This window comes from Roseococcus sp., from assembly GCF_965227005.1.
Classification (GTDB): Bacteria; Pseudomonadota; Alphaproteobacteria; order Acetobacterales; family Acetobacteraceae; genus Roseococcus.
The window spans coordinates 189,238-211,457 of sequence record NZ_CBDDFJ010000006.1 but is presented as its reverse complement, the minus strand read 5'-3'; the positions used below and the strand labels follow the sequence as shown (position 1 = coordinate 211,457).

General features: G+C 69.6%; 21 protein-coding genes. 11 read left to right on the top strand and 10 right to left on the bottom strand.

Annotated elements, in window-relative coordinates; translation table 11 throughout:
- Positions 1-3 precede the first annotated feature (3 nt).
- The gene (locus tag ACO057_RS03015; protein ID WP_421988868.1) at positions 4-1,059 is read right to left on the bottom strand and encodes a hypothetical protein; all 1,056 of its coding nucleotides are present in this window, start codon (positions 1,057-1,059) and stop codon (positions 4-6) included.
- A gap of 74 nt (positions 1,060-1,133) precedes the next feature.
- On the bottom strand, positions 1,134-2,915 hold the full coding sequence (locus ACO057_RS03010; protein WP_421988867.1) for a DEAD/DEAH box helicase: 1,782 nt from the start codon (positions 2,913-2,915) through the stop codon (positions 1,134-1,136).
- A gap of 231 nt (positions 2,916-3,146) precedes the next feature.
- Between ACO057_RS03010 and ACO057_RS03005 the strand changes: the two genes are divergently transcribed.
- Positions 3,147-3,716 carry a manganese efflux pump MntP family protein gene (locus ACO057_RS03005; RefSeq protein WP_421988866.1) on the top strand — a complete coding sequence of 190 codons (570 nt, stop codon included), beginning with the start codon at positions 3,147-3,149 and terminating at the stop codon, positions 3,714-3,716.
- Positions 3,717-3,782: 66 nt separating this feature from the next.
- Here ACO057_RS03005 and ACO057_RS03000 read toward each other — a convergent pair whose 3' ends face one another.
- From ACO057_RS03000 to ACO057_RS02990, 3 genes are read right to left on the bottom strand one after another with little or no spacing between them, the layout of a single operon-like run.
- On the bottom strand, positions 3,783-5,336 hold the full coding sequence (locus ACO057_RS03000; protein ID WP_421988865.1) for a hydantoinase B/oxoprolinase family protein: 1,554 nt from the start codon (positions 5,334-5,336) through the stop codon (positions 3,783-3,785).
- The gene (locus ACO057_RS02995) at positions 5,333-7,366 is read right to left on the bottom strand and encodes a hydantoinase/oxoprolinase family protein (RefSeq protein ID WP_421988864.1); all 2,034 of its coding nucleotides are present in this window, start codon (positions 7,364-7,366) and stop codon (positions 5,333-5,335) included. Before ACO057_RS02995 ends, ACO057_RS03000 begins: the two co-directional genes overlap by 4 nt.
- Before the next feature lies 1 nt (position 7,367).
- Positions 7,368-8,318: a Bug family tripartite tricarboxylate transporter substrate binding protein gene (locus ACO057_RS02990; protein WP_421988863.1), complete on the bottom strand. Its 951-nt coding sequence runs from the start codon at positions 8,316-8,318 to the stop codon at positions 7,368-7,370.
- Between the two features lie 39 nt (positions 8,319-8,357).
- Between ACO057_RS02990 and ACO057_RS02985 the strand changes: the two genes are divergently transcribed.
- From ACO057_RS02985 to ACO057_RS02965, 5 genes are all read left to right on the top strand, one after another.
- Complete coding sequence (locus tag ACO057_RS02985; protein ID WP_421988862.1) at positions 8,358-8,960, top strand: helix-turn-helix domain-containing protein; 603 nt, start codon at positions 8,358-8,360, stop codon at positions 8,958-8,960.
- Positions 8,911-9,141, top strand: a complete 231-nt coding sequence (locus tag ACO057_RS02980) for an IclR family transcriptional regulator domain-containing protein (RefSeq protein ID WP_421988861.1) — start codon at positions 8,911-8,913, stop codon at positions 9,139-9,141. Before ACO057_RS02985 ends, ACO057_RS02980 begins: the two co-directional genes overlap by 50 nt.
- Before the next feature lie 70 nt (positions 9,142-9,211).
- Positions 9,212-9,907, top strand: coding sequence for a glutathione S-transferase family protein (locus ACO057_RS02975; RefSeq protein ID WP_421988860.1), 696 nt, complete (start codon positions 9,212-9,214; stop codon positions 9,905-9,907).
- A 65-nt stretch (positions 9,908-9,972) separates the two neighbouring features.
- On the top strand, positions 9,973-10,668 hold the full coding sequence (locus tag ACO057_RS02970) for a DUF1223 domain-containing protein (RefSeq protein WP_421988859.1): 696 nt from the start codon (positions 9,973-9,975) through the stop codon (positions 10,666-10,668).
- An 88-nt stretch (positions 10,669-10,756) separates the two neighbouring features.
- The gene (locus tag ACO057_RS02965) at positions 10,757-11,242 is read left to right on the top strand and encodes a hypothetical protein (protein ID WP_421988858.1); all 486 of its coding nucleotides are present in this window, start codon (positions 10,757-10,759) and stop codon (positions 11,240-11,242) included.
- Between the two features lie 3 nt (positions 11,243-11,245).
- Here the strand turns inward: ACO057_RS02965 and ACO057_RS02960 are convergent, their stop codons facing one another.
- On the bottom strand, positions 11,246-11,641 hold the full coding sequence (locus ACO057_RS02960) for an acyl-CoA thioesterase (RefSeq protein ID WP_421988857.1): 396 nt from the start codon (positions 11,639-11,641) through the stop codon (positions 11,246-11,248).
- A gap of 108 nt (positions 11,642-11,749) precedes the next feature.
- Between ACO057_RS02960 and ACO057_RS02955 the strand changes: the two genes are divergently transcribed.
- Genes ACO057_RS02955 through ACO057_RS02935 form a run of 5 tightly spaced genes read left to right on the top strand, consistent with a single transcriptional unit; the run spans position 11,750 to position 16,995 of the window.
- Positions 11,750-12,937, top strand: coding sequence for a M24 family metallopeptidase (locus ACO057_RS02955; protein ID WP_421988856.1), 1,188 nt, complete (start codon positions 11,750-11,752; stop codon positions 12,935-12,937).
- Positions 12,934-13,422 (top strand): GAF domain-containing protein, encoded by a 489-nt coding sequence (locus ACO057_RS02950; RefSeq protein ID WP_421988855.1) that lies wholly within the window; start codon positions 12,934-12,936, stop codon positions 13,420-13,422. The genes ACO057_RS02955 and ACO057_RS02950 overlap by 4 nt, the downstream gene beginning before the upstream one ends.
- Positions 13,419-14,381, top strand: a complete 963-nt coding sequence (locus ACO057_RS02945; RefSeq protein WP_421988854.1) for a Bug family tripartite tricarboxylate transporter substrate binding protein — start codon at positions 13,419-13,421, stop codon at positions 14,379-14,381. The genes ACO057_RS02950 and ACO057_RS02945 overlap by 4 nt, the downstream gene beginning before the upstream one ends.
- A gap of 8 nt (positions 14,382-14,389) precedes the next feature.
- Positions 14,390-16,024: a gamma-glutamyltransferase gene (gene ggt / locus ACO057_RS02940; RefSeq protein WP_421988853.1), complete on the top strand. Its 1,635-nt coding sequence runs from the start codon at positions 14,390-14,392 to the stop codon at positions 16,022-16,024.
- Complete coding sequence (locus tag ACO057_RS02935; RefSeq protein ID WP_421988852.1) at positions 16,024-16,995, top strand: Bug family tripartite tricarboxylate transporter substrate binding protein; 972 nt, start codon at positions 16,024-16,026, stop codon at positions 16,993-16,995. The genes ggt and ACO057_RS02935 overlap by 1 nt, the downstream gene beginning before the upstream one ends.
- 27 nt (positions 16,996-17,022) lie before the next feature.
- On the opposite strand, the gene ACO057_RS02930 is transcribed toward ACO057_RS02935, so the two are convergent.
- Genes ACO057_RS02930 through ACO057_RS02915 form a run of 4 tightly spaced genes read right to left on the bottom strand, consistent with a single transcriptional unit; the run spans position 17,023 to position 22,178 of the window.
- Complete coding sequence (locus ACO057_RS02930) at positions 17,023-19,116, bottom strand: acetate--CoA ligase family protein (RefSeq protein ID WP_421988851.1); 2,094 nt, start codon at positions 19,114-19,116, stop codon at positions 17,023-17,025.
- A 3-nt stretch (positions 19,117-19,119) separates the two neighbouring features.
- Complete coding sequence (locus tag ACO057_RS02925) at positions 19,120-20,220, bottom strand: acyl-CoA dehydrogenase family protein (protein WP_421988850.1); 1,101 nt, start codon at positions 20,218-20,220, stop codon at positions 19,120-19,122.
- A 2-nt stretch (positions 20,221-20,222) separates the two neighbouring features.
- A complete protein-coding gene (locus ACO057_RS02920; RefSeq protein ID WP_421988849.1) occupies positions 20,223-21,404 on the bottom strand; it encodes an acyl-CoA dehydrogenase family protein in 1,182 nt (393 codons plus the stop codon).
- A 3-nt stretch (positions 21,405-21,407) separates the two neighbouring features.
- Complete coding sequence (locus ACO057_RS02915) at positions 21,408-22,178, bottom strand: enoyl-CoA hydratase/isomerase family protein (protein WP_421988848.1); 771 nt, start codon at positions 22,176-22,178, stop codon at positions 21,408-21,410.
- Positions 22,179-22,220 lie beyond the last annotated feature (42 nt).

Here is a 22,220-nt window from a genome sequence, read left to right as displayed (position 1 = left end):
GCCTCAGCCCAGAAGGGCGCGGCAGTCGAGATCCCGCGCGGCCATGTGGACGCGCTCGAGATTGTTCCACCAGATCACCGGCGGAATTCCGAACGAGTGCTGCTGGATCGGCGTCGTGATCTGCCAGAGCACGGAGAGGCGGTAATCGTCCTGCAGCGCGCGGCGGTCATAGCCGTGCACGCCCCTGGCCAGCAGCTCGGCGTGATAGACGTCCAACAGATGGCTTTCGCGCTCGCGGCGCAGCTCCGGATACCAGTGCAGCGCCATCATATAGGCGAGGTCGATCGTCGCGACATTGGCCGACCAGCTGTCCCAGTCGAAGAGCATCGCCCCGCCGCCCGCCTGCTTCGGCAGGAAACAGTTCCAGACATGCGAATCACCCTGGATGACGGTCATGTGGGCATGGCTGTGATAGCGGCCGAGCAGCCGCGGCGCCGCCTCCAGCAAACGGGCGTAGAGGTCGCGCTGCGCGCCGGAAAGCCCATCCCCCGCCTCCTCGGCGAAGCGGGCGTATTTCTCGGCAAGGCCCTGGAGCCACTGCTCCATCCCGGCCTCGTCCAGCCATTCGCCCACCCCCGCGCCCAGGCGCGGATGATTCCACCAGGCGGCGTGAAAGCCCGCCCGCGCGCGAACGATCGCCTCCGCGTCGGCGAGCTCCGGCGGCAACGGCCAGGGCGTCGCGATGCGATGGCTCTCGGTCAGATCCTCCAGCAGGAGGCGCCAGGCGCCGGTCCGCGGATCCCAATGCGAGTCGTAGCAGCGCGGGATGAGGCCTGACGGCGTCGCCGCGGCGACCGTAGCGTAGAAGGCCACCTCATGCCGGCCGCCCATCCAGGGTCCGCCGGCGCGTTCGGGCAGGCCCGCCTTCAGCAACAGGGTCTCGGGAAGGCCGGCCGCATCGCCCTCGTAGTCGAGGCGCAGGCGGAAGATGTGGGAGAGAATTGTGGGAAAGGCCCGCAGGACCGAGACGTCCCGGACCCGGCCCGGCAGGCCGGACCGGCGCAGCGCCGCCGTGAGAAATGCGGTGTCGACCCCATCGGGAAGGGCTTGTGTCGTCATAGACAGGCGCTTTGCGAAGGCGGCCCGCATCTGACCCGGTTCCTTGCCAAATCACAAGGAACCGGGTGGGCGCCTCAGGAACGCGGGGCGGACGGACGCCGCTTCGGCCCGTCGGCCCGCGGCTTGCCCGCATAGGCCGGGCGCGGCGACTTGCCGGCATAGGCCGGACGCGCACCGGCCGGCGCGCGATCGGCCGGACCGGCGGAAGCCGCGGATTCGACGCGGATATGCGCGTCGTCCTGGCCGGGCTTGGCCGCGGCGATGGCGAAGCGCTCGGCCATATGGGCCGCCACCTCGAAGCGGGTCTCACGGTCGAGGATGCGGATCTGGCCGATAGCCTCGCGCGTCACATGGCCGCGATGGCACAGGAAGGGCAGGATCCACTTCGGGTCGGCCTGGTTGCTGCGGCCCACATTCATGCGGAACCACACGCCTTCGGCCACGCTGGGCGACTGGGCCTGGAAGTCCCGCGGCTCGCGGTGCTCCCGCGGCACCTGGCTGCGCTGCTGATAGTCGCGCGGCGCATTGGCATTGTAGGTCACCGGGCCGGCCAGTTCCTCGGGCGCGGGCAGATGCGCGCGCAGCATCTTCGCCAGCGCGGCCGCCAGGGCCTCGGGGTTGCGGCCTTCCAGCAGGCGACGGCCGAGGGCCAGGTCGGCCTCCTCGGGCAGCTGGTCGAGCATGGCCACCGCCGTCTCGGCGAGACGCTCGGTATCCTTGGCGTGGATGTCCTCGGCGGAGGGAGCGGGCGACCACTCGGCCTTCACCTTGGCGCCCATGAGCAGGCGCTCGGCGATGCGGCGGCGGTTGTGCGGCACGACGAGGGCGCTGATGCCCTTCTTGCCGGCACGGCCGGTGCGGCCCGAACGGTGCAGCAGGGTCTCGGGATCGTTCGGCAGGTCGGCATGGATGACCAGCGCGAGGTCGGGCAGATCGAGGCCACGGGCGGCCACGTCGGTCGCGACGCAGACGCGCGCACGGCCGTCGCGCAGGCCCTGCATGGCGCGGGTGCGCTCGGCCTGGGACAGCTCGCCCGACAGCGCCACGGCCGAGAAGCCGCGCTCCACCAGGTTGCCGTGCAGGCGGTTCACCGCCGCGCGGGTCGTGCAGAAGACGATGGCCGTGCGCGGGTCGAGGAAGCGCAGCGTGTTCACCACCGCGCGCTCCATCTCGCCGGGGGCGACGGAGAGGGCGCGGTATTCGATGTCGGTGTGCTGGCCGCCCTCGCCGGCGGCGGCGATGCGCAGCGCGTCCTTCTGGAAGCTCTTCGCGAGCTGGGCGATCGGGCGGGGAACCGTGGCCGAGAAGAGCAGCGTGCGGCGCTCGGGCGGCAGGGATTCGAGGATGGCCTCGAGGTCCTCGCGGAAGCCGAGGTCGAGCATCTCGTCGGCCTCGTCCAGCACGACGGCGCGCATGGACTGCGGGCGAAGGTTGCCACGCTCGATATGGTCGCGCAGACGGCCCGGCGTGCCGACGACGATATGCGCGCCCTGGGCGAGCTGGCGGCGCTCGGTCATGGGGTCCATGCCGCCGACGCAGGAGATGACCCGGCCGCCGGCGCGGGCATAGAGCCAGTTCAGCTCGGTCTGGACCTGGAGGGCGAGTTCGCGCGTGGGGGCGACGACGAGGGCGAGCGGCAGGCCGGCATGCGGCAGGCGCTCCTCCTCGCCGAGGAGGTCACGGGAGATGGCCAGGCCATAGGCAACGGTCTTGCCGGAGCCGGTCTGGGCGGAAACGAGGAGGTCGCGGCCAAAGGTTTCGGCCTCGAGCACCGCCGCCTGGACGGCGGTCGGTTCGGCGTAACCGCGTTCGGCGAGGGCGACCGCGATGGGCGCGGCGAGCGTGGGGAAGGGCATTCAAATCGTCCTGATGGGCGCAAGGCCACATTTCGGGCGTCGCGTGCCTGCAGGAGATAGGGCGGGCACGCCGCGCCGCAAAGCGCGGATCGCACATCGCCGCAATGCGTTAGAGGCCGGGACCCGGATTTGCCCAGATTCGCGCGGCAAAAATACAAACAGATGTTCATATGTTGACATGTTCATAGAATAATCCTACCCGCTCGGAGCCACCCTGCCGGGAAGAACGCCATGTCGCCTGCCTCCATCGCCATGCTTTCGATCAGCATGTCCGCGGACGCCTTCACCGCCTCGCTGGCGCAAGGCGCGTCCCTCGAAAGGCCTCGCTTCCGCGAAGCGGTGCGCACCGGGCTCGTCTTCGGGCTCATCGAGGCCATCACGCCGGTCATCGGCTGGGCCGCGGGGCTGGCGGCAAGCGCCTATATCGCCGCCATCGACCACTGGATCGCCTTCGCGCTCCTGAGCATCATCGGCTGCCGCATGCTCACCCCCACGGTCCCGATGCCGGATGCGGAGACGGCCACCAGGCCAAGCCGGCAGCGCCTGTCGATCCTGGTGGCTACGGCAGTCGGGACCAGCATCGACGCGCTCGCGGCCGGCGTGGCGCTCGCCTTCATCGACGTGCACATCCTGGTGGTGGCAGGCGCCATCGGCTTCGCCACCTTCGTGCTGGCGACAGCCGGGATCCTGCTCGGCCGGCATATCAGCCCGCGCTTCGGGCGAGTGGCGGAGGCGCTCGGCGGCCTCTTCCTGATCGGGACCGGGTTCACGATCCTTCTTCAACACCTCTTCCTCAGCTGATGGCGGAGGACCCCGAGCCCAAGGGCCAGGACGATCCTCCCACCCCTCAGGCTCGGGACATCGCCCTCATTCCTTGGCGAACATGCCGCCGCCGCCCGGCATCTCGACCACAAGACGGTCGCCGGCCGGAATGACCTGGAAGCCCTTGGCCTTCAGCACCGTCCCCGAGCCCAGCTTCACCACGCCCTTCGCGCCATCCGCGCCGCCGTGGCGGCCGCGCGCCGGATAGGTCACGCGCTCGAAGGTCGCGAAGATGCCGAAGGCCTCGCCGTGGCGATGCGCGACCTCCATGATCTGGCCGTCGCCGCCGCGATACCGGCCCGCGCCGCCGGAATCGTCGCGCAGGTCCTTCCGCCAGACGACGAGCGGCGCCACGGTCTCCGTCACCTCCACCGGCACGTTCTTCACGCCGGAGGGATAGGGCGTGGCGGAGAGCCCATCCTGGGCCGGGCGCGCACCCGCGCCGCCGGAATGGAACATCGTCACCATGAAGGGGAGGTCCGTGGCCCCGGTGAGCGCCTGCCCCGCCCCGAGCTTCAGGTTCCACAGGTTGGAGGTACCCTCGGCCGGGACGCGCCCGGGCAGCGCCTGGTCGAGCGCGCCGAAGACCACGTCGGGCATCATGTGGCCCATGGTGCTGCGGGCATTCACCGCCGCGGGGAAGAGCGCGTTGACGATGCTGCCCTCGGGCGCGGTGACGTGGATCAGGTCCAGCGAGCCCGCATTGTTGGGAACCTCCGCGCCGATGATGCAGCGGATGCCGAAGGCCGTGTAGGCGTCGGTGTAGCAGAGCGGGCAGTTGATACCGAAGCTGCTCTGCGCCGAGGTGCCGGCATAATCCACCGCGATATGGTCCTCGGCGATGGTGACAGTCGCGTGCAGGTCGATCGGCGCCTCCATGCCGTCGATCCGCATGTGGTTCTTCCACGTGCCCTTCGGCAGGGCCGCGATCTCCTTCAGCATCGCCTCGCGCGAGCGGGCGATGATATGCGCGCCCAGCACTTCCAGATCGTCCAGCCCGTTCTCGCCCAGCATGGCGGAGAGGCGGCGCTCGCCCGTCTCGTTGCAGGCCATGAGGGCGTAGATGTCGCCCTCCACCTGCACCGGCTCGCGGACATTGGCGCGGATGAGGTCGACCAGCCACTGATCCACGACCCCTTCCCGCGCGAGCGGCATGATCGGGATGCGCACGCCCTCGTGGAACACCTGGCGACCATCCGGCGAGAGGCCGATGCCGCCGATGTCCACGACATGCACCGTGCAGGAGAAGAGCCCGACCATCTTGCCCTTGTGGAAGGCAGGCGAGGTCACGACGATGTCGTAGAGATGCCCCGTCCCGAGCCAGGGATCGTTGGTGACGTAGTGGTCGCCCTCCTTCATCTCCGAGGCCGGAATCTTCGCGAGGAAATGCTTCACGCTCCGGGCCATCGAATTGATGTGGCCGGGCGTGCCGGTCACGGCCTGGGCGAGCATGCGGCCCTCCACGTCGAAGACGCCGGCGGAGATGTCGCCGGCCTCGCGCGCGGAGGTGGAGAAGGCGGTGCGGACCAGCGTCTTGGCCTGCTCCTCCACCACGGAGAGCAGGCGGTTCCACATGACCTGGAGGCGGATGTCGTTCATGGCGTGAACTCCAGCACGATCTGCTCGGCGGCATTGATGGTGGCGGACCAGCCGGCAGGAACGACGGTGGTGGTCTCGTTCTCGATGATGAGCGCGGGGCCGCGCAGGGCCGCGCCGGGCGGCAGGCCGTCGCGGTGATGGATCGCGGCGTCCTGGGTGAGGCCCGTCGCCGGGTCGGTGAGCGCGCGCCGGTGCGAGGGCGCAGGCGTCGCGGCCGGCGCGGGCGCGACCAGCACGGCAGGATCGGCGACGGGGCGCGAGAGGGAAAGCGCCCAGGTCATGATCTCGGGCTGGAGGCCAGGAATGGCGCGGCCGAAGATGCCGCGATAGGCCGTGACGAAGGCGTCGTGCAGCGCGGCCGCGCCGATGCCTTGGGTGACGGGCACCGCGATCTCATGGCCTTGGCCGCGATAGCGCATGAAGGCGGTGCGGGTCTCGACCAAGCCGTCGCGCGTCGCGGCCTGGAGGACGACACCCTCCGCCTCCGCGCGCATCTCGGCGAACATGGCTTCGAGCGCGGTCTCGTCCATCGTGTCCAGGCGGGTGTAGCGCGTGCGCACCACCTCGAAGCCGATGGGCGCCTGGAGGAAGCCATGCGCCGAGCCCACCCCCGCGCCGCGCGGCACCAGCACCCTCTCGATGCCGAGCTTCTGGGCGAGGCGCGCGGCATGCAGGGGCGCCGCGCCGCCGAAGGCGATCATGGTGCGCCCGGCAGTGTCCTCTCCATTCTCGACGGCGTGGACGCGCGCGGCGCTGGCCATCGTCTCGTCCACGATCTCCGCCACGCCGACCGGCGCCTCCGCGCCCATCGCGGTGAAGGCCACCTGCGAGGCCGCCATGTCCAGCTTCATCGTCCCGCCCGCGAAGAGCTCGGGATCCAGGCGGCCCAGCAGCAGATCCGCATCGGTGACGGTCGGCGAGGTGCCGCCGAGGCCGTAGCAGGCCGGGCCCGGCGCGCTGCCCGCGCTGTCGGGGCCGATCTGGATGCGACCCAGGGCGTCGTGCCGCGCGATGGAGCCGCCGCCGGCGCCGATCTCGACCAGCTCGATCACCGGGATGCGGATCGGCAGGCCGCTGCCCTGCACGAAGCGATAGGCGCGCGCGACCTCGAAGCTGCGGGCCATGTGGAATTTTCCGCCGTCGATCAGCGTCAGCTTCGCGGTGGTTCCGCCCATATCGAAAGCGAGCACGCGCGGCAGCGCGTTCTGCGCGGCCACATAGCGCGCGAGGATGGCGCCGCCTGCCGGGCCGCTCTCGACCAGGCGCACGGGGAATTGCCGCGCCGCGCCCACGGTGCAGAGGCCACCGGAGGACATCATCATCAGCACGGGCGCGGCGACGCCCAGCGCGCGCAGTCCCTCCTCGATGCCGGCGAGGTAGCCGTCCATCAGCGGGCGCACATAGGCATTGGCGATGGTGGTGCTGGCGCGATCGTATTCGCGCACCTCCGGGCAGACCTCGCAGGACAGCGAGAGCGACACGCCCGGCAGCATCTCCGCGACGATCCCGGCCGCGCGGCGCTCATGCGCGTCATTGGTGAAAGAGTGCAGGAAGCAGATGGCGATGGCCGTCACGCCGTCGGTCTTCGCCTGCGCGCAGACCGCGCGCAGGGCGGCCTCGTCCAGCGCCAGCAGCACGCCGCCATCGGCCGCGATCCGCTCGGGCACCGTGTAGCGCAGCGCGCGCGGCACCAGCGGCGCGGGGCGCTCCATGGTCAGGTCGTATTGCGCGAAACGGTGCTCATAGGCGATCTCGATGCTGTCGCGGAAACCCTCCGTTGTGATCAGCGCCGTCTTCGCGCCCTTGCGCTCGATGAGCGCATTGGTCGCCAGCGTCGTGCCGTGCAGGACGAGCGCGATGGAGGAGGCCGCCACGCCGGCCGAGGCCAGCAGCAGGCGCGCGCCCTCGATCACCGCGCGCTCGGGCGCATCGGGCGTGGTCAGCAGTTTGTGGGAGAAACTCCGCCCCGGCGCTTCGAGCACGAGGTCGGTGAAGGTGCCGCCGATATCGACGGCCAGGCGATGCTGCATCTCAGTCGTTGATCCTGATGTTGCCGGCGCGCACGACGCGCCCCCAGATTTCGGTGTCCGCGCGCAGGAAGGCCACATATTCAGCGCGCGGCATGGGCGCGGGGGTCAGCCCCGCCTCGTCGAAGCGCCGCTTCCAGGCGGGGTCCGCGAAGACGCGCAGAACCTCCGCATGGATGCGGTCCTGGATCGCCTCGGGCGTGCCGGCGGGGGCGACGAGGCCGTACCAGTTCTCCGAGGCGAAGCCGGGCACGGCCTCAGCGACGGCCGGCACGTCCGGCAGCAGCGGCCAGCGCTCCGGCGAGGTCACCGCCATGGCCCGCGCCTGGCCGCCATTGATGAGCGTCAGCGTCGCGGGATCGCCGTAATAGGCATCGACCACCTTGGCCGCGAGGTCGTTCAGCGCGGGGCCGGTGCCGCGATAGGGCACGTGCTCGATGCGCACGCCGGCCGACTGGTTGAAGAGCTCGCCGGTCAGGTGCTGGCTGGTGCCCGCCCCGCCGCTCGCATAGCGAAGCCGCCCCTGCCGCGCGAGGGCGATGAACTCCGGCAGCGTGCGCGCCGGAAGATCGGTGCGCACGGCCAGGATGAACGGCATCCGCACCAGCCGCGTGATGTTCGCCAGGCCCATCGGATCATAGGGAAGCGGGCGCAGATGCGGCCCGACGGTCAGCGTGCCCGCCCCCGTCAGCGAAAGCGTGTAGCCATCCGGCGCGGCATGCGACATCGCTTCCACGCCGATCACCCCGCCGGCCCCACCGCGGTTCTCCACCACCACGGATTGCCCGAGGTTGCGGCCCAGCGGCTCGGCCAGGAGCCGCCCCGTGAGATCCACGCCGCCACCCGGCGGAAAGGGCACGATCAGCCGGATGGGGCGGTTCGGCCAGGACTGCGCGGAGGCGATCGAAGGAGCGGCGAGAAGGCCGAGAGCAGCGCGTCGGGCGATACACGTCATAAGCTTGCTTTCTCCGTCCGGGATCCGCATTTTCAAACCATGGAACAGTGTTCCGAAACCGGCAATGCCCCTCGTGGCGAGAGCCTCTCGCTCCAGCGCGGCCTCGAAATCCTGGCGCGCCTGGGCCTGGAAGCGCCGCTGGGCGTGCGCGACCTCGCGCGCCGCTGCGATCTCGCTCCGGCCACGGTCCAGCGGCTGGTGAACACCCTCGCCCAGGGCGGCTGGATCGAGCAGGACGCGGCAACCCTGCGCTACCGCCTCGGCGGCGCGCTGCTGGCCATGGCCGACCGGGTGGACCTCACCGACCGCATGGCGGAGGCCGCGCGCCTCGCCCTCGCACCGCTCGCGGAGCGCGGGTTGAACGGTTATCTCGGCGTGCTGCGCGGATCGCAGGCGCTGTATCTGGTGTCGGTGCAATCGACCGGGCCGGTGGCGATCCGCTCGCGGCCGGGCGATCTCGCGAAGCTGCACACGACGGCCATGGGCAAAACCCTGCTCGCCGGCCTCACCGACGCACAGGCAATGCTGCTGCTCGGCGGCGGCCCCCCTCGAAGCCTGCACCGCGCAGACCCTCACCGATCCGGCCGCGGTCGTGGCGCAGCTGGAGGACATCCGGCGCGAGGGCGTTTCGGTCGCGGATAACGAGAACATCCCCGGCGTGCTCTCCCTCGGCGCGCCGGTGCGGGATGCGCAGGGGCGGATCGTGGCCTCGGTCTCGGTGGCCTATCTGCCCTCCGCCGCGCCGGGCGAGAGCCGCGCGAAGGTCAGCCAGGATGTGCGCGAGGCCGCGCGGAAAATCTCGGCCGCGATCGGCGGGGCGTGACGCCGGCGGCCGATCTTGCCCTCCCCGTCCCTGGCTCCTAGCGTCGGCGCGAATATCGAGGATCGGCGCCATGGCTGAACGGAAGCTTTTCGAACTCTGCGGCACCGATCCGGCGCGCCGCTTCAGCCCCTATTGCTGGCGCATCCGCATGGCGCTCGCGCATAAGGGCCTCGACGCCGAGACCGTGCCCTGGCGCTTCACGGAGGGCGCGGCCATCGCCTTCGCCCAGTCCAAGACCGTCCCCGTACTGATCGACGGCGACCAGACGGTGGCCGACAGCTGGGCCATCGCGGAATATCTGGAGCGCGCCTACCCGGATCGCCCGGCCCTCTTCCCCGGCAACCCGGCCAGCCTGCGCTTCGCCGCCTCCTGGGCCGATCGGGTGCTGAATGCGGGGCTGGTGAAGCTCATCGTCTCCGACATCCCCGCGCTGCTGGGCGAGGCCGAGCGCGCCTATTTCGTGGAGAGTCGCGAGAAGCGCTTCGGCATGACGCTGGCGCAGGTGACCGCCGATCGCGAGGCCAAGCTGCCTGAGTTCCGCGCCAGCCTGCAGCCGCTGCGCGCCGTGCTGATGCAGCAGCCCCATGTCGCCGGCGAGGCCCCCGATTACGCCGACTACATCATGTTCGGCGGCTTCATGTGGGCCCGCGTGGTGAGCCCGCTGCGGATCCTCGAGGAGAGCGATCCCCTCCATGCCTGGATGGAGCGCATGCTGGACCTCTTCGGCGGCCTGGCCCGCGGCGTGCCGGCCCGCACCACGGGCTAACCATCCCCCCTCCCTGGGCGTATACTCCATGACAGCGCCTGTTCCGGCGCTGCTGGAGGGTCTTCATGAACCGCCGCCATTTCCTCGCCGCGCCCACTTTGCTCGCCGGTCTTCCTTTCGCCGCCCGCGCCGCCGAACAGCCGGTGGTGATCGAACTCTTCACCTCGCAATCCTGCAGCTCCTGCCCGCCGGCCGACGCCCTCCTCGGCGAGCTGGCGCGCGAGCGGCCGGACGTGCTCGCCCTCTCCTTCCACGTCACCTATTGGGACCGCAACGGCTGGCGTGATCCCTTCTCGCTGCGTGAGGCCACCGAACGACAGCGGCGCTATTCCTCGACGCTGGTGAACTCGCGCTATCGCGGCCAGGTCTACACGCCGCAGCTCGTCGTGCAGGGCCAGGCCGAGGCCATCGGCTCCGACCGGCCGGCCGTGCTGGCGGCGATCGAGGCGGCGCGCAACGCGCCGCGCATCCCGCTCACGGTCACGCCCAACACGACCTCGGTGACGATGCGCGTGGGCGCGGGCAGCGGCGTTGGGACAGTCTGGCTGATCGGCTATGACCCGCTCCACGAAACCGAGGTGCGCGGCGGCGAGAATGGCGGCCGTAAGCTCACCGAGGCGAATGTGGTGCGCAGCATCGCCCAGGTCGGCGCCTGGATCGGACAGCCGCTACGCGTGGACGAGCCGAAGCCGCAGGGCGAGCGCATCGCGGTGCTTCTGCAGGCGGCGGGTGGGGGCATTCTGGGCGCGGCAGCGGCGTAGAATGGGCCGAACCGCAACTAGTTGTGGAAATTCCCTCCAAAGTCGGAATGATGGGCCAAGTTGCGGGACGTCCAAGGGAGATCCCAGCATGGCCTTCAGCCTAGTGACTATCCACACGGCCCTCAGCTTCATCGCCATCGCGGCAGGAGTGGTCGTGGTCTTCGACCTGCTGAAAGCGGTAGCCTCGCCCTTCTGGACGCTGCTCTTCCTCGCGACCGCCATCCTGACGAGCGCGACGGGTTATCTCTTCCCCTTCAGCGGAGTGCTGCCCTCGCATATCGTGGGGGGCATCGCGCTGGTGGTGCTCGCGGTGGTACTGGCCGCGCGCTACGGCTTCGGCCTGCGCGGCGGCTGGCGGAAGGTGGACGCCATCGGCATGGTGGCGAGCCTCTACTTCCTGGTCTTCGTGCTGGTGGCCCAAGCCTTCCTGAAGATTCCCTCGCTGCACGTCCTGGCGCCGATCGGGTCCGAACCAGCCTTCGCCATCGCTCAGGTGGTGGCGCTGATCGTCTTCGTCTGCCTCGGCTTCGCCGTGACGCGCACGGCGGGCCGCGTCACGCGCGCACTGGCCTGAAGGTCATCCTGTCGCCTGCGGTGGTACCGGCCGTGGCCGGCCCTGCTCGTCCACGGCCACGAAGGTGAATTCCGCCTGGGTGACCTTCAGCCGGTCCCCGATGCGCTGACGCAGCACCCAGGCCTCGACGTCGAGGGTGATGGACGTCCGCCCGACCCGCTTCAGCGCCGTGTAGACGCAGACCACGTCACCCACCTTCACCGGCTGGATGAAGACCATGGTGGAGGCCGCGACCGTCACGATGCGCCCCTGGGCGATGCCCGCCGCCGCGATGCCGCCGGCCGCGTCCATCTGGGCCATGACCCAGCCGCCGAAAATATCGCCCGCGGGATTGGTGTCGGCCGGCATGGCGAGCAGGCGGATCTGCAACTCGCCGCGCGGGGATGGGGTCTCGTCCATGTCGGGCTCCTGCTGTCCGCCGCATCATAACGGCAAGGGCGGCATGACGCATGCCTCGCGCCGTGCCATCGTCCGCGGGAATCTATCCGAACCCGTGAGAATCGTTCCATGACCCTCAGTACCGCCGTCCGCGACCATCGCTTCACGCTCATGCGGGAGCTGATGGACCGCGAAGGCCATGACGCGCTCGCCTTCACCGGCGCCGATTTCTTCCAGTTCGCCACCAATTTCGCGACCGACGTGCAGCCCTGGGAACGGCCGATCGTCTGCATCGTGCCGCGCAATGGCGAGCCCTTCGCGGTGCTCTGCGAGCTGTCCACCAATCATTGGCGCTTCGGGGCCGAGGCCGGGAAGCTCTGGCTGACGGATGTGGAATTCTACGCCGAGCACCCGCGCCTGACGAACCGCCTTCCCCTGGTCACCGAATGGCCGCAGCTGGTCGCCGACCGGCTGCGCCGCGCGGGCCTGGCCAAGGCGCGGGTCGGCGCGGATGCCGCCGGCGGCATGCTGGCCCGCGCCACCGCGCTGCTGCCCCACCTCAAGCTGGAAGGCGCCACCGCCGGCTGCCGCCAGCTGCGCTGGGTCAAGCATCCCGAGGAGCTGCAGCTGCTGCGCGAGATCGCGGGCCTCACCGACTGGGTGCAGGAGCAGTACCGCGAGAACATCCGCCCCGGCCGCCTCGTGCAGGAGCTGGACATGGCGATGGCTGCGAAGCTCGCCGAGGAATCCGCGATCCGCTTCCCCGGCCAGCACCTCGAGATCATGCGCTGCTGGACGCTGTCGGGCCCCGCGAGCTGCGCGCCGCATGGCGACGGGCGCTCGTCGGGCCAGCGCATCGAGAAGGGCGACGGCCTGGTGAACATCGTCATTCCGCGCGTGAACGGCCTGGTCGTCGAGAACGAGCGCACCTGGTTCTGCGGCAAGCCCACCGAGCGGCAGGCCTATCTCTTCGAAACCGCGCGCGAAGCCAATGAGGCGGCCTGCGCGGCGGCCATCACCGGCCGGCCCGTCAGCGGCATCGACGCGGCGGCCCAGGCGGTGATCGAGAAGGCCGGCGTGGCCGACCTCATCCTGCACCGCACCGGCCACGGCATGGGCACCATGGGCCATGAATTCCCCGAGGACATGGCCTTCAACCACCGCCCGCTGCTGGAGAACGAGGTCTATTCGGCCGAGCCCGGCCTGTACCAGTGGGGCCTCGGCGGCTTCCGCCATGACGACACTGTGATCGTGGGCGCCACGCCCGAGGTCATCACCCATTTCCCCAAGACCCTTGCCTCGCAGGTGATCCTTTGAGCTACGACACTCTCGCTCAGGCGCTGACCCGGCCCGGCCAGCCCGAGACGGCCCTCAAGGCGATCCAGGACGCCTGCCAGGAGCTCATCGGCCACAAGCTCTTCACCGTGCTCGTGCTGGACCACGCGCGCGGCCTCAACAGCCGTTTCTATACGAGCCATCCGGTGGAATATCCGGTCGGCGGCTTCAAGCCGATCGACCCGACGCGCGAGTTCTACGAGATCGTGGTGAACCAGGGCGAGCCGCGCTTCCTGCGCGACCGCGAGACCATCATCAGCACCTTCCCCGACCATGCGGCGATCCTCGGCCTCGGCTGCGAGTCCGGGGTGAACATGCCGGTGCGGTGGAACGGGCGCACGCTCGGCTCGATCAACCTTCTCCATGAGGCGGGCTATTACGGGCCGCAGCACCGTCCGGTGCTGAATGTCCTGGCGGCCCTCTCCATCGCGCCTTTCCTGCGCATCATTGAAAGCCAGTCTGTATGATTACGCGTATTTCGCGCCGCTCGGCCGCCCTGCTTCTCGCCACGCCCGCCCTCGCGCGCGCGCAGGACAACCAGCCGCTGCGCGTCATCATCCCGCAGCCCCCGGGCGGCGCGACCGACATCCTGGCGCGGCTGCTGCAGGAGCCGCTCATGCGCGAGCTCGGCCGCAACGTGGTCATCGACAACCGCCCCGGCGCCAACGGCATCGTCTCCATCAACGCGCTGAAGCAGTCGCGCCCGGACGGCAACACCGTGCTGCTCGGCGGCGTGTCGATCTTCAGCTTCAATCCGAACCTCTTCCCCAATCTGCCGTACGATCCCTGGCGCGACTTCTCCTGGGTCGCCCCGATCGCCGACACGCCCTTCGTGATTATCGTGGGCCAGCAGACGGGCATCACGACGATGCAGCAATTCGCCGAGCGTGCGCGCGCCGAGCCCGAGCGCTTCACCTATGGCAGCGCGGGCATCGGCAATTCGACGCATCTGGGCATGGAGATGGTGGCCGAGAAGGCCGGCATCCGCCTCACCCACGCGCCCTTCGCCGGCTCCGCCCCCGCGCTGACGGCCATCATCGCAGGCGACATCACCGGGATGTTCTCGCCGCTCGGCAGCACCCTGCCCGCAGTCGAGGCCGGCCGCGTCGTGCCGCTGGTGACGATGGGGCGCGAGCGCTCGCCCGCGCTGCCGAATGTGCCGACGCTGCGCGAGGCCGGCTTCGGCGACATCACCTTGCCCGGCTGGTACGCCTTCGTGGGCCCGGCGGGCATGCCGCCGGCCATCATCGAGCGGCTGAACGTCGCCACGCGCGCCGTGGTGGACAGCCCGGCCGTGACGCAGAAGCTGCGCGAGGCGATCCTCGAACCGCTCTCCGGCACGGCGCAGTCCATCCAGGATCGCGCGAAGATGGAAAGCACCGAGATCGGCGCCTTCATCCGCCGTCGCGGTATCCGAGTGGAATAGGAAACCAGATGGCCCGTCCCGAACGCCGCATCCCCGCCCCCCGCGCCATGATCACCGCGCCTCAGCCCGAGGCGGTGGAGGCGGGCACGGCCATGCTCTCGGCCGGGGGCAACGCCCTCGACGCGGCGCTGGCCTGCGCCCTGACCCAGGGCGTGGTGGATCCGATGATGAGCGGCGTCGGCGGGTTGGGGGTCTTGCAGATCCTCGACCCGAAGACGGGCGATCACCTGGTTCTGAACGGACTCTCCACCTGCCCCGGCGCCTGCACCGAGACCATGTGGACCGATGCCTTCGAGCGCGAGTGCTCGGACGGCTACGGCTATGTGCTCAAGGGAAATGTGAACGAGCTCGGCCATCGCTCGGTGACGACGCCGGGCATCCTGCGCGTCTTCGCCGAGGCGCATCGCCGCTGGGGCAGCAAGCCCTGGGCCGATCTCTTCGCGCCGGCCATCGCGGCGGCGACCGAGGGCTGGCTGGTGCGCCCGCATGTCGCGACCATGTTTGCACTGGACGAAGCCGGTTACGGCCGCCTGCCCTACCGCGCGAAGCTCGCCTTCACGGAAGAGGGCAAGCAACTCTACCTGCGACCCGACGGCACGCCCAAGCGCGTGGGCGACAGCGTGCGCAATCCCAACCTCGCCACGACCTTGGCGACACTGGCGCGCGAGGGTGCCGAGGATTTCTACACGGGCAGCCTCGCGCGGCGCATCATCGCGGATATGGAGGCCCATGGCGGGCTGCTCTCCGCCGCCGATCTCGCGGGCATGGCGCCCGAGATCTCGCCGCCGCTCCGCATCGATTATCGCGGGCGCACCATCGCCGTGCCGGCCCCGCCGGCGGGCGGCATCATGGTCGCGGAGATGCTGCGCATCCTGGAGCGCTTCGACCTGCCGGCGCTCGGCCACAACAGCGCCGAATATATCCGCGTCCTCGCGGAGGCGATGAAGGTCGCCGGGCGCGACAAGGATCTCCATATCGGCGATCCGCGCTTCATCCCGCCGCCGCTCGATCGCCTGCTCTCGGACGCCTATGCCGATGAGCGCGCGGCCGCGATCCGCACGGGGGAAAAGTACCATCTGCCGCGCACGGAAGCGGATTCCAAGCACACCACCACCATCTCCTGCGTGGACGGCGACGGCATGGTCGTCTCGCTCACGCATACCCTGGGCGTGCCTTCGGGCGTCATCGTGCCGGGCACGGGCTTCATGCTGAACGGCGCGATGAACTGGTGCGATCCCCGGCCGGGCCGCGCCGGTTCCATCGGGCCAGGCAAGCGGCGCTTCTCGTCCATGACGCCGAGCATCGTGCTGGAAGGCCAGCAGGCCGTCGCTACGCTGGGCGCGCCGGGCGGGGCCTGGATTCCCATCGCGATCGCGCAGGTGCTGGTGAACCTGCTGGACTTCGGCATGGGCATGCAGGAGGCCATCCAGGCGCCGCGCTTCAGCGCCACCAGCGACGCCATCGATATCGGCAACCGCATCCCGCGCGCGGTGCAACGGGAAGTGGAGGCCATGGGCTACGAGGTGAAGCGCACGGCCGCGACCTTCCCCTTCGCCGGCGTGCATGGAATCACGATGTGGGACGGCCGCCTCGAAGGCGGGGCAGACCCGCAGCGCGACGGCCTCGCGGCGGGAGTGGCGTGATGTTGAAGCGCCGCAGCCTCGGGCTGCTGCCCACCGTCCTCGCCGCGCCCGCGCTGGCCCAGGCGTCCTGGCCGGCGGCCGGGCCCATCCGCTTCGTGGTGCCCTTCGCGCCAGGCGGGACGACCGACATCATCGCCCGCATCGTGACCGCCGAGATGTCGCGCCGCATCGGGCAGACCATCCTGGTCGAGAACCGGCCCGGTGCGGGCGCCATGCTCGGCACCGGCCAGGTCGCCCGTGCCGCGCCGGACGGCTACACGCTGGTGCTCTCGGTCATCAGCTCGATGATCGTGGGCAAGGTGCTGCAGGGCGACCGCGTGGGCTGGGATCCGGACCGCGACTTCGCGCATATCGCGATGGTGATGAGCACGCCCTACCTCATCATGGTGCGGCCCGACCTGCCGATCCGCAGCGTCGCCGAGCTGGTCGAGGCGGCGAAGCGCGAGCCGGATCGCTACTCCTATGGCAGCTCGGGCATCGGCTCGATGCCGCATCTGGTGATGGTGCGCTTCCTTCAGGCCGCCGGCGTCCAGATGACGCATGTGCCCTATCGCGGCTCCGCGCAGATCGTGACGGATATCGCGGGCGGCGTGCTGCCCATGATGGTCGACAGCCTGACGGCGGCGAGCGCCAATATCCGCAACGGCGCGCTGCGACCGCTGGCGCATAGCTGGCCGGAGCGGGTGCCGAGCTTCCCGGATATCCCGACCTTCAAGGAGCTGGGATTCCCGACGCTGGTCGTGGACGGATGGTCGGGCATCGCGGCGCCCGCGCGCACGCCCCGGCCGATCCTGGAGCGGCTGGCGGCGGCGGCGAGGGAATCGCTGGAATCGCCCGATCTGCTGCGGCGCTACGCGGAATCCGCGACGGCGCCGGGGCGGGTGTTTCTCGATGAGGCGCAGCAGTTCGTGCGCGATGAGCTGGCGGCCTGGACGCCGATCATCCGGGCGTCCGGCGCTTCGATAGACTGAGGGGGCAGCGCCCCCTCGCCTCAGCGATCAGTGGCTGGCGGCTTCCCCACGCAGCGCCACCAGGGCATCGAGCGCATATGCCCCTTCCTGCCGCACCAGGAAGGGATTGATCTCGACGCTCTCGATCACGTCCTCCTGCGTGACGGCCAGTTCGGAGACGGCCACGAGGGCCTTCACCAACGCGGCCTTGTCCATCGGCGGGCGGCCACGGAAGCTGTCGAGCAACTTCGCACCCTTCACGCTGGCGATGAGCTTCTCCGCGCGCTCGGGCGTGAGCGGCGCGGTGGCGAAGGCCACGTCGTTGAACAGCTCCACCGAGATGCCGCCCAGGCCGAACATGACCATCGGGCCGAAGACCGGATCGCGCTGCACGCCGATGATGGTCTCGACGCCGCCCGAGACCATCGGCGCGACAAGCACGCCGTCGAGCTTCGCCTGCGGCTTCTTCTCCGTCGCGCGACGAATCAGCTCGGCGAAGCCCGCCGCGACGGCCGCCGCATCGGCGACGTTCAGCAGCACGCCGCCGACCTCCGTCTTGTGCGGAATGTCGTCGGAGAGGATCTTCATCACCACCGGGAAGCCCATCGCGGTCGCCGCGGTAGCCGCCTCGGCGGAGGTGGCGCAGGCCTTCTCCGGCAGCACGGGCACGCCCGACTTCGCCAGTAATTCCTTCGCCGCCGCCTCGTTCTTCGAGGCCAGCGCAATCGGCGCGCCTTTGGCGAGCACCGGCGCCGCCACGGCAGCCGCCTGCAACTCCCGCACGAAGGTCGCGCCCGCGATGGCGCGGATGGCGCGCGAGGGGTCCTCGAAGACGGGAATGCCGGCGGCTTCCAGCTTCACCCGGATCTCGTCGATATGCGTCATCACCGCGACGACAAGGCGATCCGGCGCCGCTTTGCGCAGTTCCGTCAGCGCCTTCTCCAGCGGCGGGAAGCGCTCGATGTTGCGGCCGAGATGCGCCAGGTAGAAGACGAAGGAGCCGAGATCGGCGCCGCCCATCATCGCCTGGCTGATGGTCTCGAAGATATGCATGCGGCCGTTGAGCTGCGCCGTCGTGTCGATCGGGTTGTGGCCGCCCGCCGTGGGTTGCATCTCACGGATCTGCGCCAGCACCTGGTCCGACATGGCCGGGACCTTGAGGCCGGCATGGATGCCGCCATCCGCCATCAGCACGCCGAGCCCGCCCGAGACGCTCAGGATGCCCACGCCGCGCGAGGGCGGCAGCGGCGCGATCGAGCAGACATAGGCGATGTCGATCATCTCCTCGATCGACTGCGCGCGAATGGCGCCGCACTCACGGAAGACCGTATCGATGATGCGGTCCTCGCCCGCCAGCGAGCCGGTATGGGTCGCCGCGGCGGCCGCGCCCTCCTCGGTGCTGCCGACCTTCATGATGATGACCGGCTTCTTCGCGGCGGCCGCCTTGAGCAGCGCGCGGCGGAGTCCGGCACCGTCCTTGCAGCCCTCCAGCGAGGCGCAGATGACGGTCGTGCCGGGATCCTCGGCCAGGTAGTCGATGCAGGCCGCGACGTCGATATCGGCCTCGTTGCCCGTCGCGATCGCGCGGCTGATACCCACGCCGCGAAAGCCGGCCACGGCGTAGATATGCGAGCCATAGGCGCCGCTCTGCGTGGCCACGCCGACCGTGCCCGGACCAGGACGCGCGGTGGCGAGCAGACTCGAGAAGGTGCCGAAGAACTGGTCGGGCGGGCTGATGCTGCCGAGCGCGTTCGGTCCCGTGATGCGCATGCCATGGCGCTTCACGATCTCGACAAGCTTCGCCTGCATGGCGACGCCCTCGCCACCCTCCTCCGCGAAGCCGGAGGACAGCACCTGCACGAGCTTGATGCCCTTCTGCGCGCATTCCTCGAGCGACTTGGCCACGAGCTTCGCGGGCAGGACCATCAGCGCCATGTCCGGCGTCTCGGGCAGGTCGAGCACGCTTGGATAGGCGGGCAGGCCCTGCACTTCCCTGGCCGTCACGTTGATCGGGTAGATCTTCCCCTGGAAGCCGAGCTCCTTGATGTGCCAGAGCGCACGGCCGCCCAGCTTCTCGGGATCGCCCGAGGCGCCGATCACGGCGACCGAGCGCGGCCGGAACATCTTGTCGAGTGCGTGCATGGTTCAGGCTTCCTGGGCAGCGAGCAGGCGAGCGGCGTCCTGCTCCGCGAGCAGGCGAGACGCATAGTACACGCGGTTGCCGTATTCGAACTCGGCCATCATGAGCCGCTTGCAGAGCCGGTTGGCTGGAAGCTCCTCCGTCATGCCCATGCCGCCATGGCATTGGATCGCGGATTCCGCGACGGCGCGCCCGGCCTCGCCCAGCCGCAGCTTGGCGAAGGCGATGGCCTGCCAGGCGTCGTCGCCAGACTGCGCGGCTCGCAGCGCGCGGGCCACGATGCCGCGCAGCGTCTCGTATTCGACATACATCTCGGCGACGCGGTGGCGCAGCGCCTGGTAGGTGGCGAGCGGCTGGCCGAACTGCACGCGGTTGAGCAGGTACTCGATCGTGTGCTCGACCAGCGCGCCGACGGCGGAAACGCATTCGATACAGGTGAGCAGCGCGCCAATGTCGCGTGCCGCATCGGCGCGTCGCAGCACGTCTGGGCCGCGCGCCACGATCCATCCGGGCGCGATCGCAACGTGGCCGAAGTGGAAATCGGCGGCGAGGCGCCAGTCGATGCGCAGATAGGTCGCGGTCTGGATACCGGCCGCGTCCACCGGAACCAGCAGCAGCATGGGCTCGTCGCCCGTGACGACCACGGCCAGATGCGTCGGGTTTGGCGGCGTCTCCACGCCCACCGCATCGCCGTGCAGCGTCGCGCCGCCGGTCAGCGCCTTGCCGTCCGCGTCGCGCGAGGCGCCGGGCAGGATGGCCGCCACGCGCGCCGCGCCGCTCGCGACATCGGCGAGGATGGGATGGCCCGCCAGCAGTACAGGCACCACGCCGCAGCTGGAGGCCAGAGGAAGCGCCAGAGCCGCGCGGCCCGCCCCCGCGGCCAACGCCGCGAGATCGGAGAGATCCCCCCCCGCGCCACCGGCCTCCTCGGGAATGGCGGTCGCCATCCAGCCGAGTTCGGCGATGCTGTTCCAGTGCTTGCCGATGCAAGTGGCCTGGGCGGAAGCCTCGGCGATGGCGGCCAGTTCCTCACTGGCCGCCGTAGCGAAGCGGGAGGCCATCTCATAGGTCTCGCCCGAGATGATCGGCTTGGTCTCGAAGCCCATTTTCAGATCCCGAACAGCTGCTTGGCGATGACGTTCTTCTGCACCTCGCTGCTGCCGCCGTAGATCGTGCGGACGCGGGCGTACATGTAGTTCTGCACCCATTCGATGCCCGGGGCCTCGGCGTTCGGGCCTTCGCCGTCGATGCGCTTGAACCGCGGGGCCAGGCGTTCGCCCACCGCATCCAGCGCGATCTGGCTGATGGTCTGCATGGTCACGCTGGTGCAGAGCTTGATGACGGCCGGCAGCATGCCGAGCGACTTGCCGTCGATGGCCGCCTCGATGGATTCACGACCGAGCTCGGAAGCGCCGAGCAGTTCCGCCTCGGCAAGCAGAAGTCGATGCGCGAGCAGATCGCGCTCGGCGCGGCGACCTTCGCCGGACAGCTCCTTGCCGACCATCTCGCGCACGCGCTCCAGCGCCATGCGATGCGGGGCGATATTCGCGCCGCCGAGCCGCTCGCGCTCCAGCAGGAATTTGCCATAGGTCCAGCCCTGCCCTTCCTCGCCGATGCGGTTGGCGACGGGCACGCGCACGTTGTCGAGGAAGACCTCGTTCACGTGGTGCCAGCCGTCGATCGTACGGATCGGGCGGATGGTGATGCCGGGCGAGTTGAGCGGAATGAGCAACAGGCTGATGCCCTGCTGCTTCTTCGGCTCCTTAGAGGTACGGACCAGCGTGTACATCCAGTCCGCTTCCTGGGCGTGAGAGGTCCAGGTCTTCTGGCCATCCACGATATACTCGTCGCCCTCACGCCGGCCCGTCGTACGCAGCGAGGCGAGGTCGGAGCCCGCGCCGGGCTCGGAATAGCCCTGGCACCACCAATCCGTGCCGTTCAGGATGCCCGGCAGGAAGCGCTCCTGCTGCTCCTTCGTGCCGAATTCGATGATGACGGGGCCAAGGTGCCGCAACCCGTGGTGGTATTGCGGCGGGCAGTCGCATTCGGCCATCACCTCGTCGAAGATCACGCGCTGGCGCATGTCCCAGCCGGTGCCGCCGAACTCCTTCGGCCAGGACGGCGCGCCCCAGCCATGCTCGAAGAGAATCTTCTGCCAGGGATACCAGATCTTCCGCGAAAGCTTGCGGTAGGAGGCCACCACCGCGCGAATCTCCGGCGGGCAGTTCGTCAGCGCGAACGCCCGCAATTCCTCGCGGAATGCCTCGTAGTCGACGGTGGCGGCATCCATGATTCAGCGGCCCTTGAAGTTCGGCTTGCGCTTCTCGAGCTGCGCCGTGCGGGCTTCCTTCGCGTCTTCGGTCTTGGAAAGCTCGAAGGTGAAGTTCTGCTCGAAGCGATAGGCGTCCTTGGGCGACATCAGCTCGACCAGGTTGCAGCTGTTCTTCGCGTATTTGATGCCGAGCGGGCTCTTGGAGGCGATGCGGGCGGCCATCTTCAGGGCCTCCGGCAGCAGCTGGTCCTGCGGCCAGATGCTGTCGATGATGCCCTGACGGTAGAGCTCGGAGGACGGGATGCGGTCGCCGGTGAACATCAGGCGGCGCGTCCAGGACTTGCCGAACATCTCGCGGATCATCGCCGCGCCACCGGCCAGGCCGACATCGATCTCGGGCATGCCGAAGGTCGCGTTCTCGGAGGCCATCATGATGTCGCAGGCGGCCATCAGGCCGAAGCCCGCGCCCAGCGCCGTGCCGTTGATCGCGGCGATGACGGGCTTGGCGCATTCCTTGATGGAATTGCCCAGCTCGCGCGTGGTTCGGTTGTGGCCCCAATACTGGCCAGGAACCTTCGGATCCGGGCGCTGCTTGAGATCGGCGCCGGCGCAGAAGATGTTGCCCTGGGCGGTCAGCACGACGACGCGGACGTCCTCGCGATCGGTCATCGAGTCGAAGATCTCGATGAGGCGGTCCTTCATCTCCGCATTCACCGCGTTCACCGGCGGGCGGTTCAGCGTCACGACGGCAATATAGTCGGACACTTCCAGTTTCACGACGTCTGATGACATGACTTTTCGTTCCCTCCGCCAGCGAGTGGCTCGATGATCGGC

Excerpts from the sequence above, each read along its gene's own strand:
- ACO057_RS02955 (WP_421988856.1), top strand. The coding sequence starts at position 11,750 with ATGACCCTCAGTACCGCCGTCCGCGACCATCGCTTCACGCTCATGCGG.
- ACO057_RS03015 (WP_421988868.1), bottom strand. The coding sequence starts at position 1,059 with ATGACGACACAAGCCCTTCCCGATGGGGTCGACACCGCATTTCTCACG.
- ACO057_RS02935 (WP_421988852.1), top strand. The coding sequence starts at position 16,024 with ATGTTGAAGCGCCGCAGCCTCGGGCTGCTGCCCACCGTCCTCGCCGCG.
- ACO057_RS02995 (WP_421988864.1), bottom strand. The coding sequence starts at position 7,366 with ATGCAGCATCGCCTGGCCGTCGATATCGGCGGCACCTTCACCGACCTC.
- ACO057_RS02945 (WP_421988854.1), top strand. The coding sequence starts at position 13,419 with ATGATTACGCGTATTTCGCGCCGCTCGGCCGCCCTGCTTCTCGCCACG.
- ACO057_RS02915 (WP_421988848.1), bottom strand. The coding sequence starts at position 22,178 with ATGTCATCAGACGTCGTGAAACTGGAAGTGTCCGACTATATTGCCGTC.
- ACO057_RS03010 (WP_421988867.1), bottom strand. The coding sequence starts at position 2,915 with ATGCCCTTCCCCACGCTCGCCGCGCCCATCGCGGTCGCCCTCGCCGAA.
- ACO057_RS02960 (WP_421988857.1), bottom strand. The coding sequence starts at position 11,641 with ATGGACGAGACCCCATCCCCGCGCGGCGAGTTGCAGATCCGCCTGCTC.
- ACO057_RS02965 (WP_421988858.1), top strand. The coding sequence starts at position 10,757 with ATGGCCTTCAGCCTAGTGACTATCCACACGGCCCTCAGCTTCATCGCC.
- ACO057_RS02975 (WP_421988860.1), top strand. The coding sequence starts at position 9,212 with ATGGCTGAACGGAAGCTTTTCGAACTCTGCGGCACCGATCCGGCGCGC.
- ACO057_RS02920 (WP_421988849.1), bottom strand. The coding sequence starts at position 21,404 with ATGGATGCCGCCACCGTCGACTACGAGGCATTCCGCGAGGAATTGCGG.
- ACO057_RS02930 (WP_421988851.1), bottom strand. The coding sequence starts at position 19,116 with ATGCACGCACTCGACAAGATGTTCCGGCCGCGCTCGGTCGCCGTGATC.
- ACO057_RS02985 (WP_421988862.1), top strand. The coding sequence starts at position 8,358 with ATGGAACAGTGTTCCGAAACCGGCAATGCCCCTCGTGGCGAGAGCCTC.
- ACO057_RS03005 (WP_421988866.1), top strand. The coding sequence starts at position 3,147 with ATGTCGCCTGCCTCCATCGCCATGCTTTCGATCAGCATGTCCGCGGAC.
- ACO057_RS03000 (WP_421988865.1), bottom strand. The coding sequence starts at position 5,336 with ATGAACGACATCCGCCTCCAGGTCATGTGGAACCGCCTGCTCTCCGTG.
- ACO057_RS02970 (WP_421988859.1), top strand. The coding sequence starts at position 9,973 with ATGAACCGCCGCCATTTCCTCGCCGCGCCCACTTTGCTCGCCGGTCTT.
- ACO057_RS02925 (WP_421988850.1), bottom strand. The coding sequence starts at position 20,220 with ATGGGCTTCGAGACCAAGCCGATCATCTCGGGCGAGACCTATGAGATG.
- ACO057_RS02990 (WP_421988863.1), bottom strand. The coding sequence starts at position 8,318 with ATGACGTGTATCGCCCGACGCGCTGCTCTCGGCCTTCTCGCCGCTCCT.
- ggt (WP_421988853.1), top strand. The coding sequence starts at position 14,390 with ATGGCCCGTCCCGAACGCCGCATCCCCGCCCCCCGCGCCATGATCACC.